This window comes from Bradyrhizobium sp. 154, assembly GCF_023073875.1.
In the GTDB taxonomy this organism is placed as follows: domain Bacteria; phylum Pseudomonadota; class Alphaproteobacteria; order Rhizobiales; family Xanthobacteraceae; genus Bradyrhizobium.
In genome coordinates this window covers 61,227-74,928 of record NZ_JADPKG010000118.1, presented here as the reverse complement: position 1 = coordinate 74,928, position 13,702 = coordinate 61,227, and the positions used below count along the sequence as shown (strand labels likewise).

Genomic DNA, 13,702 nt, shown 5'->3' with positions numbered 1-13,702 from the left:
GGCGCCTGACGGCGGCCGATCGCGCTTCGCGGGTTTTCCTGAAGTTGCGCGGTGTTACACGATCGGAGGGGGTATTGCCACCCCCGATCGGATCCGGACCCATGGTTTGGATGAGCTAGGGACAGCCCTTCGCGATCGCAAGGAAATCAGCTGCTTTCAGGCTGGCCCCGCCGACCAGCGCGCCGTTGACGTTCTTCACGGCCATCAGTTCGGCCGCGTTCGAGGGCTTGACCGAGCCGCCGTAGAGGATCCGCATCCTGGCACCATCGGCTCTGAACCGGGACGTCAGGAGTTCCCGAATAAAGCCATGAATCTGCTCGACATCCTGGGATGTGGGGGTGAGGCCGGTGCCGATCGCCCAGACCGGCTCATAGGCGACGATCAGATTGGCCGCGCTGGAGCCGTCCGGCAGCGAGCCGTCGAGCTGGCCGCGCAGGACGTCCAGGGTCTGGCCGTCATCGCGCTGGCCCTGCGTCTCGCCGATGCAGACGATCGCGGTCGCCCCGGCGCGCCAGGCTGCCTCGGCCTTCTGCCGGACCAGGGCATCGCCCTCGCCGTGGTCGGCGCGGCGCTCGGAATGACCTACGATGATGGCGGCAGCACCCGCATCCACCAGCATTTCGGCGGCGACATCGCCGGTATGGGCCCCCGAGGCCTTGGGATGGCAGTCCTGGGCTCCTACTGTCACCTTCTTGCCCCGCGCCCTGTCGGCGAAGGCGGCGATCAGGGTTGCCGGTGGGCAGACCAGCAGGTCGGCCCTTCCAGTCACATCTGCCGCGCCGTTGAGCATGGCGTCGAATTCCGCAACCTGGGCCTTCAGGCCGTTCATCTTCCAGTTGCCGGCGATCAGCGGTCGGATGGCGTCGGTCATGTCAATGTCCAGCAAAATGAGGTTTGTGCATGCGCTAGCAGAGCTGTCGCGCCAGTTCCAGACCTCGGGGCTTTTAACCGCAGCTTCGAGCAGCCGCTTGAGGCGAGGTTGCGGGGGGAAAGCCGCCACTTTATGATGATCTATCAATTTGGTGACGCGCTTTTGCGGAATCTGCATTAAGACGCGCTCCCGTTCCCCTCCTGCCAAACAAGTTGGACCAAATGCTTCGAGGAATGCGCAAGGCCTCATCAAACTGGCTCGGCAAGACCATTATGGCCGTGGTGATGGGCGTGTTGATTGTCAGTTTCGGCATTTGGGGCATCGCCGACATCTTCCGCGGCTTCGGGCAGTCCACGGTGGCCAAGATCGGCAGCACCGAGATTTCGCTCAACGAGTTCCGCCAGATCTACACGGACCGCCTGCAACAGATCAGCCGCCAGTTCGGCCGTCCGCTGACGCCCGATCAGGCGCGCGCCTTCGGCCTCGATCGTCAGGTGCTGCAGCAGACCATTGCGGAGGCCGCCCTGGACGAGGAGGCGCGTCGGCTCGGGCTCGGCCAGTCCGACGAGCAGATCCGCCAGGTCATCATGAACGACCCGAACTTCAAGGGCGTCGGCGGCAACTTCGATGCGAACCGCTTCCAGGCCGTGATCCGCAATTTCGGCTACACCGAGCAGCGCTACGTCGCCGAGCAGCGCAAGGTGTCGCTGCGCCGGCAGATCACCGGCACGATCGGCGCCGGCCTCGAGCCGCCGAAAACGATGCTCGACGTACTGACGCGCTTCCAGAACGAGCAGCGCGCCATCGAGTTCGTCAGGCTCGACGCCGCGCAGGCAGGCACCATCGATGCGCCCTCGCCCGAGACGCTCCCCGCCTATTTCGAGGATCACAAGGTCCAGTTCCGCGCGCCCGAATATCGCAAGGTCGCCTTCGTCGTGGTCTCGCCGGAGGAGATCGGCAAGTGGACCGAGGTCTCGGACGAGGACGCCAGGAAAGTGTTCGACCAGCGCAAGGACCGGCTCGGCACGCCGGAGAAGCGCCAGATCCAGCAGATCGTGTTTGCGAACATGGCCGACGCGCAGACCGCACGCGAGCGCCTCGTCGGCGGGACGTCGTTCGAGGACCTCGGCAAGGAGCGCGGGCTGAGCGCCTCCGACGTCGACCTCGGGCTCGTGACCAAGTCTTCGCTCGATCCCGCCGTTGGCGAAGCCGCCTTCGCGCTTCCTGCCAGCGAGATCAGCCAGCCGATCCAGGGGGGGCTTGGCGTCGCGATCGTCAAGGTCGAGAAAATCGAACCGGGCAAGGAGGCGGACTACGCGAGCGTTGCCAGCGATATCAAGCGCGAGATCGCGACCGAGCGCGCGCGCGTCAAGGTCGCGGATCTCCGCGACAAGATGGAGGACGAGCGTGGGGGCGGCTCCAGCGTGATCGACGCGGCACAGAAGCTCGGGCTCACGGCCGTGACCATCGACGCCGTCGACCGTTCCGGCCGCGCCCCGAACGGCCAGCCGGTCGCCAACATTCCGCAGGGTCTCGACGTGGTGTCGCAGGCCTTTAACACCGACGTCGGCGTCGACAACGACCCGATCTCGTTCAAAGGCGGCTATGTCTGGTACGACGTCCTCGCCATCACGCCCTCGCGCGACCGCAATCTCGACGAGGTCCGCGACCAGGTCGAGGCGCGCTGGCGCCAGGACCAGGTCGCGGCCAAGCTGAAGGCCAAGGCGACCGAGATGGTGCAGAAGCTCGAATCCGGCGGCAAGCTCGCCGATGAGGCCGCTGCGATCGGCGCCAAAGTCGAGACCGCAACCGGCTTCAAGCGCGACGATTCGCCTGCCGGCGTGCCCGCAACTGTGGTGTCGGCGGCCTTCCGTACCGCCAAGGACGGCGTCGGGCAGACGCCCGTGAGCGGCGGCAGCGAAGTGATCATCTTCCGCGTCACCGACATCGTCGAACCCGCGGTCGACGCAGCCTCCGAGGCGGTGAAGAAGCTGAAGGACAGCCTCGACCGTGCGCAGACCGAGGAGCAGGTCGCTTCCTACGTCAACAAGCTTGAAACCGACATCGGGACCACCATTAATCAGGCCGCCTTCGCGCAGGTGACCGGCGCGAACCAGTGAGTTGAAAGCACGCGATGGACGACCTGAAATCGATCATTGGAAAAGTGGCGACCGGCGCCAGCCTGTCGCGTGACGAAGCCGCCTCCGCCTTCGATGCCATGATGTCCGGCGAGGCCACGCCCTCGCAGATGGGCGGCCTGTTGATGGCGCTCAGGGTGCGCGGCGAGACCGTGGACGAGATCACCGGCGCTGTGACGGCGATGCGCTCCAAGATGCTGACCGTGACGGCGCCGCTTGATGCGGTCGACATCGTCGGCACCGGCGGCGACGGCTCCGGCTCCGTCAATGTCTCGACATGCGCCTCCTTCATCGTCTCGGGCGCCGGCGTGCCGGTGGCCAAGCATGGCAACCGCGCGCTGTCGTCGCGCTCGGGCGCCGCCGACGTGCTGGCCTCGCTCGGCGTGAAGATCGACCTCAGGCCCGAGCAGGTCGGACACTGCGTGCGCGAATGCGGCATCGGTTTCATGTTCGCCCCCGCGCACCATCCCGCGATGAAGAACGTCGGCCCGACCCGGGTCGAGCTCGCGACGCGCACGATCTTCAATCTGCTCGGTCCGCTCTCCAATCCGGCTGGCGTGAAGCGGCAGATGGTCGGCGTCTTTTCGCGGCAATGGGTGCAGCCGCTGGCGCAGGTGCTCAAGAACCTCGGCTCGGAGTCAGCCTGGGTGGTGCACGGCTCCGACGGCCTCGACGAGATCACCCTCACCGGCCCGACTTTCGTCTCCGCGCTCCACAATGGCGAGATCCGGAATTTCGAGGTGACGCCCGAGGAGGCCGGCCTATCGCGCTGCGAGACGGGCGCACTCAAAGGCGGCGACGCCGATGCCAACGCGATCGCGCTGAAAAGCGTGCTCGACGGCAGGCCGAGCCCCTACCGCGACGTCGCGCTGATCAACGCCGCCGCCGCGCTCGTCGTGGCCGGACGCGCCAAGGACCTCAAGGAAGGGGTGGCGATCGGCGCAAAATCGCTCGACAGCGGCGCCGCGAGCGCGCGGCTAAAACATCTGATCGCGGTTTCGAACGGCTGAGCCTGACATGTCGGATATCCTGACCAAGATTGAAGCGTACAAGCGCGAGGAGATTGCCGCGGCCAAGCGCGCGCAGCCGCTCTCGATTGTCGAGGCAAAGGCCAAGGCGCAAGCCGCCCCGCGCGGCTTCGTGCGCGCGATCAAGGCGAAGCACGCCAATGGCGACTACGCGCTGATCGCCGAGATCAAGAAGGCCTCGCCGTCCAAGGGACTGATCCGCGCCGATTTCGATCCGCCCCAGCTTGCCAAGGCCTATGAGGCCGGCGGCGCCGCCTGCCTCTCGGTGCTGACCGACACGCCCTCGTTCCAGGGCCATCTCGACTTCATGGTGGCCGCGCGCGCGGCAACCTCGCTGCCGGTGCTGCGTAAGGACTTCATGTTCGACACCTATCAGGTGGCGGAGGCTCGCGCGCATGGCGCCGACTGCATCCTGATCATCATGGCCGCGCTCGATGATGCGACTGCCAGAGACCTCGAAGATGCCGCCTTCGCCTACGGCATGGATGTGCTGATCGAGATCCACGACCGCGCCGAGCTCGACCGCGCGCTGAAACTTCGTTCGCCGGTGATCGGCGTTAACAACCGCAATTTGCGCACCTTCGAAACCACGCTTGCGACCAGCGAGGCTCTGGCGCCGCTGATCCCCGGGGACCGGCTGATGGTCGGCGAGAGCGGCATCTTCACAGCCGCGGATCTTGCGCGGCTCGAGCGCGTCGGCATGTCGACCTTCCTCGTCGGCGAGAGCCTGATGCGGCAGGCCGACGTCACCGCCGCCACGCGCACGCTGCTGGCGCGCGAGACGGCGCCGCGCGCGACGGGTACGCGCTGACATGGCGCGCAAGCCATCCAAGACAATCCCAGCCAAGTCGAAGGCCGGCGCTGCCCTCACCCATATCGGCGCGTCCGGCGAAGCGCGGATGGTGGACGTCTCGGACAAGCCCGCGACCGAGCGGCTTGCGGTGGCGGAAGGCCGTGTCATCATGACCAAGGCGACGCTCGAGCTGATCGTGTCCGGCAACGCCAAGAAGGGCGACGTGCTCGGGACTGCGCGCATTGCCGGAATCATGGCCGCCAAGCGCACCTCCGAGCTGATCCCGCTCTGCCATCCGCTCGCGCTGTCGAAGGTCACGGTCGACATCGGGCCCGATGCGAAACTGCCGGGTTGCCTCGTCCGCGCCAGCGTGAAGGTTACCGGTCCCACCGGCGTCGAGATGGAGGCGCTCACCGCCGTCTCGGTCGCCTGCCTCACGATCTACGACATGATCAAGGCGGTGGAGCGCGGCGTACGCATCGAGGGCATCCATCTCGTCGAGAAGCTCGGCGGCAAGTCCGGCCATTACCGCGCCTGACACGCGGACGTCAGCGATCCACCTTCTGCGCCGCGCACATCGGTTGCCTTTGCACCCGGCCGTTCACATCGCGTTAACCGCGCTTCCTAACTTCGCCTCCATACCGTTCCCGTAAACCAACGGGTGTTTTCGAGGTCAGGAATTGATCCTGGCGTGTGCACGGCAATGATCCAGCATGATGACGAGATTCGGCAGTCGCCTCTTTGACCAAGCCTTCGTGCGCAGCGGACCGATCCGCTGGCTGGTGGTGGGCGGCACGCTGCTGATCGCGGCGATCGCCGTCGGCGCGACGCTGATGGCGCAGAATTTCCGCGAACGTGCGCTGCGCAACTCCGGCCGCGAGCTGGAAAACACCGTGCTGATGCTCGCCCATCATTTCGACCACCAATTGCAGGATTTTGCGGTCATCCAACGGGATTTCGTCGACCACGTCCGCACGACCGGCATCCGTGACGCGGAGGATTATCGCAGGCGCCTCTCGGGGCAGGACGTCCACCGGATGCTGCGCTCGAAGATCGAGGCGTTGCCCTACATGGGTGGGGTTAACGTCATCGACGCCGAAGGCAATCTGGTCAATTCGTCGACGGCATGGCCGGCCCCGAAAGTGAACGTTGCCGATCGCGCCTATTTCCGCACCTTCAAATACGATCCGCATTCGCCTGACGTGCTGATCGAGCCGCTGCACAGTCGCATCTCGGGTGCCTGGACCATCCTGATCGTGCGCAAGATCCTGGGACCGAACGGCGAGTTCCTGGGCATCGTCGGGCGCGGTATCGAGCCCGCAAATTTCGAGAAATTCTTCGCTTCCGTCGTGCTCGGCGAAGGCGCGACGATCTCGATGCTGCATCGAGACGGCACGCTGCTCGCCCGGTATCCGCTTTCCAGCGAATTGATGGGCCGGAATTTCAAGACCGGCCCGTTCTCGCAGCAGAGGGTTTTCGGGCTCGATCACTTCGCCGGCCGCTTCGTAAGCCCGGTCGACGGAGAAGACCGGCTGATCTCCTCGCGCGCCCTGCCCCACTTCCCGATCCTGATCATGGCCACTATGACGCGCGCGGCGGCCCTGACGGACTGGCGCGAGCAGATTAGGATCCTGATCTCGGTCGCCGCGTCTTCTGCGCTCGCCATCGCGGGCGTGCTGATCGCGATCGTGCGCAAGCTATTGGAGCAGCACCGCCTCTCGCGGGAACGGCTGATGCTGGAAATGCAGCGTCTCGACCGCGCCGTCAACAACATGACCCAGGGCCTTCTGCTGTTCGATTCCGAGCGGCGGCTCGTGATCTGCAACCAACGCTACATCGACATGTACGGGCTATCGGCCGCGATCGTGAAGCCGGGTTGCAGCTTCCACGACATCATCGCCCATCGGAAAGCGACGGGCTCGTTCACCGGCGATGTCGACGACTACGTTGCGCGCGTGCTGAGCGGCGTCCATGTGCGCAACGCCATGGTCGTCAACACCTCCGACGGCCGTTCGATCCAGATCGTCAACGAGCCGCTTGCGGACGGCGGTTGGGTGGCGACGCATGAGGATATCACCGAGCGCCGGCGGATCGAGGCGCGCATCACCCACCTCGCCCATTACGACGCGCTGACCGATCTGCCCAACCGCACCATGTTCCACGAGCATCTGCGGCAAGAGCTGGCCGCCATCGCCGACGGCGAACAGATCGCGGTGCACTATATCGACATCGACGAGTTCAAGGGCGTTAACGACGCGCTTGGCCATCTCGTCGGCGACGAACTGCTCAAGTCGATCGCGCAGAGCCTGCGCCGCTGTGCCGGCCCGGCGGATTTCGTGGCCCGGCTTGGCGGCGACGAATTTGCCATCGTGCAGAGCGCGGTGACCTCGCCGGACCAGGTCAACGATCTCGTCGCACGGGTCTTCCGGGCCATCCGCACCCCTTTCGACTGCATGGGCCATCATCTCACCGCGGACGCCAGCATCGGCATTGCGCTGGCGCCGGAACACGGCGAGGTGCTCGATCAGATCCTGAAGAACGCGGACATGGCGATGTATGCCGCCAAAGCCGCCGGACGCCGCACTTATCGCTTCTTCGAGCCGGACATGGACGCTAAGGTTCGCGATCGGCGGCAGCTCGAGATCGACCTGCGTCACGCCATCGCCCATGGCGGCCTCGAGGTCTATTACCAGCCCTGCCTCGGCCTGAACGACGACCACATCACCGGCTGCGAGGCGCTGGTGCGCTGGCGCCATCCCGAGCGCGGCATGGTCTCGCCAGCCGAGTTCATCCCGATCGCCGAAGACACCGGCCTGATCAACGAGATCGGCGAATGGGTGCTGGCGACCGCCTGCCGGGACGCAGCCATCTGGCCCGACGACATCCGCCTCGCCGTCAACGTCTCGCCAGTGCAATTCAAGAGCGGCACGCTGGCGCTCAAGATCATGGCGGCGCTGGCCGCCTCGGACCTCCCGGCGAGCCGGCTCGAGCTCGAGATCACCGAGGCCGTGCTGATCCGCGACGACGAAGCAGCGCTGGCGATCCTGCACCAGCTTCGCGCCATCGGGGTGCGCATCGCGCTGGACGATTTCGGCACCGGCTACTCGTCGCTGAGCTATCTGCACCGCTTCCCCTTCGACAAGATCAAGATCGACCGCTGCTTCGTCGAAGACATCGCCGGCCCCGACGGCTCCGCCAGCATCGTCCAGGCCGTTGTCAACTTAGCTGCCGCCCGCCGCATGACCACCACGGCCGAGGGCGTCGAAACCGAAGAGCAGCAGCGCCTGCTCCGGGCGCTCGGTTGTTCGGAGATGCAGGGCTATCTTTTCAGCGCCGCGAAACCGGCCGACAAGATGCTGGAGCTGTTCGCGCTGCATCGCAGCCGTCTCGCCCGACGCGAAGGCAGCGAGAGCCGACGCCGCGAGGCCGGTTAGGCTCGCAGACTGCGCCGCAAACGAAATCGCCCAGAAGCGGTCATCCGCTCCCAGGCGATCCATGTCTGAGGCCGTCAAGTCTAGTTCGGCACCGCAGCCTTCGTCGCGCGCTTGGCGGCGACGGCATTCGCGGTGACGCCGTGAAGGAAGTCATAGGCCGCATGCAGCGCCTTGTCGTCCTTCTCCTCCGGCGGGACGTAGGATTGGGAACCGGTCTGCTCGGTGCCATCGGCGGCCGACAAGTGCCCGCGCATCTGGGACTCCGCCATCGTATCCATCCGGCCCTTCAGCTCGGGCGGCACGTCCTGGAGGATCTCGATGTCGGGCGCGACGCCCTGGGCCTGGATCGAGCGGCCCGACGGCGTGTAGTAGCGCGCCGTGGTCAGCGCCAGCGCACCATTGCCGGCGCCGAGCGGAATGATCGTTTGCACCGAGCCCTTACCGAACGAGCGCGTGCCAATGATCGTCGCGCGCTTGTGATCGTGCAGCGCGCCGGCCACGATCTCGGAAGCCGACGCCGAGCCGCCATTGACCAGAACCACCAGCGGCTTGCCCTTGGTGAGATCGCCGCCATGCGCGGTGAAGCGCTGGGTTTCTTCCGGATTGCGCCCGCGGGTCGAGACGACCTCGCCACGCTGGAGGAATGCGCTCGACACCGAGACGGCCTGGTCGAGCAGGCCGCCGGGATTGTTGCGCAGGTCCACCACATAGCCTGCGAGCTTCTCCGGGGGGACCTCCTTGGAGACCGACGCGATCGCCTTCTTCAGGCCGTCGGTGGTCTGCTCGTTGAACGAGGTGATGCGGATATAGCCGATGTCGCCATTCTCGACGTGGAAGCGCACCGGGCGCACATGGATGATCTCGCGGGTGATCGCGACATCGAGCGGCGCGTCGGCACCCTTGCGCACGATGGTGAGCTTGGTCTTGGTGGCGACCGGCCCCTTCATCTTGTTGACGGCCTGCTCGAGCGTCATGCCCTGCACGGCCTCGCCGTCGATCTTGCTGATGAGGTCGCCGGACATGATGCCGGCCTTCGAGGCCGGCGTGTCGTCGATCGGCGAGACGACCTTGACGAGCCCATCCTCCATCGTGACCTCGATGCCGAGCCCGCCAAACTCGCCGGAGGTGGTCTCCTGCATCTCGGTCCAGGCCTTGGCATTCATGTAGCGCGAGTGCGGATCGAGCGAGGTCACCATGCCCGTGATCGCGCCTTCGATCAGCTTGGCACTGTCGGGCTTCTCGACATAGTTCGCCTTGACCCGCTCGAACACTGCGCCGAACAGATTGAGCTGGGAATAGGCATCGTCCGCGCTCGCCGCCGCCCGTGCCGCCCACACGCTGCCGTGGGGACTGGCTACCAGAAGGGTCAGACACACTCCCGTGAGCGCGCCCAGGGGGAACAGCAGGGTTTTCCGCATGGATAGGCTGGCCTTTTGCTTAGCGGTTCTGTTGAGGGCTTATCTCTCGGGCTTGGAAGCCGCCATGCAAATGGCGATCCAGGTCACCTCTCACAACACCATTCTGGTTTCTTCAAGGCCGCCTGGAAGGCCGGCGGCGGTACACCGGCGAAATCCCTTCGCCTCGGCTTAAGCTTTTGGCAACGTTCCGAAACCGCTTCGCGCAACGCGGCATCGGTCGGCCGCCCACGCCTCGCAGCTATGCGATTTTAGGATGGTTTTGGGGGGCCGGACACGCTAGGCGATGGCGACAAGACTTCAAATTCTCGGGAGGACACCAATGAATGACGCGCCCCGCATCCGGCCGGACAGGAACGTCGAACTCGGCGCCAGCAACGAGCCGTTCCAGAATCTACACGAGTTCATCCGGAAGGCGCGCGCCAATCTCAACCAGAATGCCTGGGACTACATCGTCGGCGCTGCCGAGACCGAGACCACGATGCGCCGCAACCGCATGGCGCTGGACGAGATCGCCTTCCGCCCGCGCGTGCTGCGCGACGTTCGCAAGGTCGACGGCTCCGTCGAGCAGCTCGGCCGCAGGATGCGGCTGCCGGTGGTGCTCGCCCCCGTCGGTGCCCTGGAGATCTTCGATCCCGATGGCGCGGCAAGCGTCGCGCGCGCCGCCGGCACCTTCGGTGCGGCGCACATGTTGAGCTCGGTGTCCGAGCCGGGGCTCGAGAAGACCGCCGAGGCCGCGCCCGACGCGCTGCGGCTCTATCAGCTCTATGTCCGCGGCGACGATGCCTTCGTCGCCGATGTCGTCAGCCGGAGCGAGAAGAACGGCTATGCCGCGTTCTGCCTGACTGTCGACACCGCCCATTACAGCCGTCGCGAACGTGACATCGCCAAGCGCTACGTTCGCGAAAGCCGCCTGCGCGCGACCGGCGGCGATTTCCAGAAGGGTCTGGAATGGCGGACGGTGAAGATGATCAAGGACAAGTTCAGGATCCCACTGATCCTGAAGGGAATCGCCACCGCCGAGGACGCTCAGATCGCGATCGATCACGGTGTCGAGTGGATCTACGTCTCCAACCATGGCGGCCGTCAGCTCGATCACGGCCGCGGCGCCATGCATGTGCTGCCTGAAATCGTCGAGGCGGTGAAGGGCCGCGCCAAGATCATGGTCGATGGCGGCTTCTGCCGCGGCACCGACATCGTCAAGGCGATCGCGGCCGGCGCCGACATCGTCGGCATCGGCCGGCTGCAATGCTGGGCGCTGGCGGCGGCCGGCGAAGCCGGCGTGATGCGAATGCTGGAATTGCTGGAGGACGAAGTGCTGCGCTGCCTCGGCCTCTTGGGTGCCACCTCGTTCGCCGAAATCGACAAATCCTGCCTGCATCAGGCGACCGCAACGAATGCGCCGAGCGTGTTCAGCGCGTTCCCGCTGTTCGACCACGAGCCCTACCGATACTGAAATGTGAAAGAACACGATGACCTCACTCTCCCCCGGCAGCGCCGATGCGCTCCTGTTCGATCTCGGCCGCGTGGTGCTCGATATCGATTTCTCCAAGGCGATCGCCTGCTGGGCGGGGCATGCCGGCTGCCAGCCCGAGGCCATCGTCGCGCGCTATGTGCGTGACGAGGCCTACCGGCTGCACGAGGTCGGCAAGATCGGCGACGAGGATTATTTCCAATCGCTGCGTTCATCGCTCGGGATCGGCATTTCCGACGCGCAGTTTCTGGAGGGATGGAACGCGATCTTCGCCGGCGAGATGCCTGAGATCGCCGAGCTCTTGCCGCGCGCGGCGAAGCAGATGCCGCTCTATGCCTTCTCCAACACCAATCGGCCGCATGTCGACTATTTTTCGAAGGAATATGCCGGCGTGCTCGGGCATTTCCGCGAGCTCTATCTGTCGTCCAGCATCGGCCTGCGCAAACCGGATGCGGAGGCGTTCGATCATGTCGTGGCGGCGATCGGCGTGCCAGCCAGCCGAATCGTCTTCTTCGACGACCTGGCCGAGAACGTCGAGGGGGCGCGAGCGCGTGGACTGACGGCGGTGCATGTCACCTCGCCCGGTGATGTCGGCAACGCCTTGCTAGCGTTGGGAATTTGACCACCGATGCCGAACAGGATCGGGGTCGGGTTTCGGGCACCCAAATCCGCTCGGGTATGGAACCAATTCACTTTGTACATTTTTGTACAGAGTTCCGGGAACGGAATACCTCCCTCCGGACTCTATGAGTCCGTTGGGACGTCTACATCGGACTTATTCTCGTGCTGGGCAAAGCCTACCTCACAAAGCAAGCCTCCTTGCTGCTCGAATTCGCCAAGACAACTTCGGATTCGCGCCTCTCCGCCAAGCTGATCAGCAAGGCCGCCGACCTAAAGTCGCAGGCCGATCCGCTGCCGGACAAGGATCAAAGCCCCAAAGCTCCGGACGTGACATCCAGCGTCAGTTCGGGCGAACAGACGCAGAGTTGATCCGATGCCGGCCGTGGCGCTCATCCTTCTCGTCCTCGCCATGGCTATCCTCGTACCGGTCTGTCTCGCCTTCCGGATCATGCCGTGACCGGTCTGAGCACGATTCTTCATGACGGAGATCACGCAGGATAAATCATCCTGTCGGCGCCTTTGCCTCGCGCCTGCACTCGGCTAGAACTTTCGCCGCCCATTGCCGATATGCTCAGCAGGAGTTTCCGCCCTTGGCCCTGATGCCGGTTTCTGACGCGCTTGCCGCGGTGCTGGCGGGTGCGGAGCCGCTGCCTGAAGCGATGGTTTCCCTCAACGAGGCCTATCATCGCGTGCTCGCACGCGATGTCCCGGCGCTGCGCACACAGCCGCCGGAAGCAATGTCGGCGATGGACGGCTACGCGGTGCGCGCGAGCGATGCAACAAAGCTCGATAGTACGCTCACCTTGATTGGCGAAGTGGCGGCGGGTCGTCCGTTCGCGGGAACGCTGGGCCCCGGCGAAGCCGTGCGGATCTTCACCGGCGGCGTCATTCCCAACGGTGCCGACGCGGTCGTGATCCAGGAGGACACGGTTGCGGACGGCAAGCGCATCACGATCAAGGAAGCCGCGATTGCCGGCCGCCACATCCGCCCCGCGGGCGTCGACTTCTCCGAAGGAGACGTGCTCCTGCGCAAGGGAACCCGTCTCACCGAGCGCGATCTCGCGCTCGCCGCCGCCATGAATCATCCGCAGCTTGCCGTCTGCCGCCGTCCGAAGGTCGCGATCCTCGCCACCGGCGACGAGCTGGTCATGCCGGGAACCACACCCGCTCACGGCCAGATCGTCTATTCCAACGGCTATGCCCTGCACGCGCTCGCCCGCAGCGAGGGGGCCGATACCATCGACCTCGGCATTGCCGCCGATACGCTGGAGGCCACCACTGCCGGCATCCGCCGCGCCCGCGAGAGCGGCGCCGAGATCCTGGTCACGAGCGGCGGCGCGTCGGTCGGCGACCATGATCTGGTCCAGCAGGCGTTGAGGGACGAAGGCATCGCGATGGCGTTCTGGAAGATCGCGATGCGCCCGGGCAAGCCGATGATGCATGGGCGGCTCGGCGCGATGCGCGTGATCGGCCTGCCGGGCAATCCTGTGTCATCCTACGTGTGCGCCTTCCTGTTCCTGGTGCCGCTGATTCGCGCCTTGTCGGGACGATCCATGATTCATCACCGACAAGAACGCGCCGTGCTCGGCCGCGATGTGGATGCAAACGATATGCGCGCGGACTATCTGCGCGCACATCTGGAGACGCGCGACGATGGCACGTTGGTGGCCCTTCCCGTCAAACACCAGGATTCCTCGCTGCTTGCGAATCTCGCTGCAGCACAGGCACTTCTCGTCCGCGCACCGTTCGCTCCGAAGGCAGAAGCCGGCTCGCCTTGCGAGGTCCTGCGCCTGCCCGTCTGAACGCATCCACCACACGCGTTCCGCGAACTTTGTCCCGTTCACGGTAAATTAAGCAGTTGCGGAACACATATCGAACATATAGTGTCCGTTCATGATTTGTTTCGAGCATGTAGCGGTTCACCGCTC

11 protein-coding genes are annotated in these 13,702 nt (G+C 65.2%); 9 read left to right on the top strand and 2 right to left on the bottom strand.

The genetic code is table 11. The features are described 5' to 3' along the window. Nucleotides 1–115: 115 nt before the first annotated feature. Nucleotides 116–871: a triose-phosphate isomerase gene (gene tpiA, locus IVA92_RS32595; protein ID WP_247276044.1), complete on the bottom strand. Its 756-nt coding sequence runs from the start codon at nucleotides 869–871 to the stop codon at nucleotides 116–118. 221 nt (nucleotides 872–1,092) lie between these two features. On the opposite strand from tpiA, the gene IVA92_RS32590 reads away from it, so the two are divergent. From IVA92_RS32590 to IVA92_RS32570, 5 genes are all read left to right on the top strand, one after another. Continuing rightward, a complete protein-coding gene (locus IVA92_RS32590; protein WP_247275968.1) occupies nucleotides 1,093–2,991 on the top strand; it encodes a SurA N-terminal domain-containing protein in 1,899 nt (632 codons plus the stop codon). Between the two features lie 14 nt (nucleotides 2,992–3,005). After that, the gene (gene trpD, locus IVA92_RS32585; RefSeq protein WP_247275967.1) at nucleotides 3,006–4,019 is read left to right on the top strand and encodes an anthranilate phosphoribosyltransferase; all 1,014 of its coding nucleotides are present in this window, start codon (nucleotides 3,006–3,008) and stop codon (nucleotides 4,017–4,019) included. 7 nt (nucleotides 4,020–4,026) lie between these two features. Further along, the gene (gene trpC, locus IVA92_RS32580; protein ID WP_247275966.1) at nucleotides 4,027–4,848 is read left to right on the top strand and encodes an indole-3-glycerol phosphate synthase TrpC; all 822 of its coding nucleotides are present in this window, start codon (nucleotides 4,027–4,029) and stop codon (nucleotides 4,846–4,848) included. Nucleotide 4,849: 1 nt separating this feature from the next. Further along, complete coding sequence (moaC, locus tag IVA92_RS32575; protein WP_247275965.1) at nucleotides 4,850–5,368, top strand: cyclic pyranopterin monophosphate synthase MoaC; 519 nt, start codon at nucleotides 4,850–4,852, stop codon at nucleotides 5,366–5,368. A 175-nt stretch (nucleotides 5,369–5,543) separates the two neighbouring features. Next, nucleotides 5,544–8,264 carry an EAL domain-containing protein gene (locus tag IVA92_RS32570; RefSeq protein ID WP_247275964.1) on the top strand — a complete coding sequence of 907 codons (2,721 nt, stop codon included), beginning with the start codon at nucleotides 5,544–5,546 and terminating at the stop codon, nucleotides 8,262–8,264. Nucleotides 8,265–8,344: 80 nt separating this feature from the next. On the opposite strand, the gene IVA92_RS32565 is transcribed toward IVA92_RS32570, so the two are convergent. Then, a complete protein-coding gene (locus IVA92_RS32565; RefSeq protein WP_247275963.1) occupies nucleotides 8,345–9,682 on the bottom strand; it encodes a S41 family peptidase in 1,338 nt (445 codons plus the stop codon). 319 nt (nucleotides 9,683–10,001) lie between these two features. On the opposite strand from IVA92_RS32565, the gene IVA92_RS32560 reads away from it, so the two are divergent. The 4 genes from IVA92_RS32560 (at nucleotide 10,002) to glp (ending at nucleotide 13,576) form a co-directional block, all read left to right on the top strand. Next, a complete protein-coding gene (locus tag IVA92_RS32560; protein ID WP_247275962.1) occupies nucleotides 10,002–11,135 on the top strand; it encodes an alpha-hydroxy acid oxidase in 1,134 nt (377 codons plus the stop codon). Between the two features lie 16 nt (nucleotides 11,136–11,151). Further along, on the top strand, nucleotides 11,152–11,775 hold the full coding sequence (locus tag IVA92_RS32555; protein WP_247275961.1) for an HAD-IA family hydrolase: 624 nt from the start codon (nucleotides 11,152–11,154) through the stop codon (nucleotides 11,773–11,775). 161 nt (nucleotides 11,776–11,936) lie between these two features. Continuing rightward, nucleotides 11,937–12,143 (top strand): hypothetical protein, encoded by a 207-nt coding sequence (locus tag IVA92_RS32550; protein ID WP_247275960.1) that lies wholly within the window; start codon nucleotides 11,937–11,939, stop codon nucleotides 12,141–12,143. 221 nt (nucleotides 12,144–12,364) lie between these two features. After that, nucleotides 12,365–13,576 (top strand): gephyrin-like molybdotransferase Glp, encoded by a 1,212-nt coding sequence (gene glp / locus IVA92_RS32545; protein ID WP_247275959.1) that lies wholly within the window; start codon nucleotides 12,365–12,367, stop codon nucleotides 13,574–13,576. The last annotated feature ends 126 nt before the right edge of the window (nucleotides 13,577–13,702 follow it).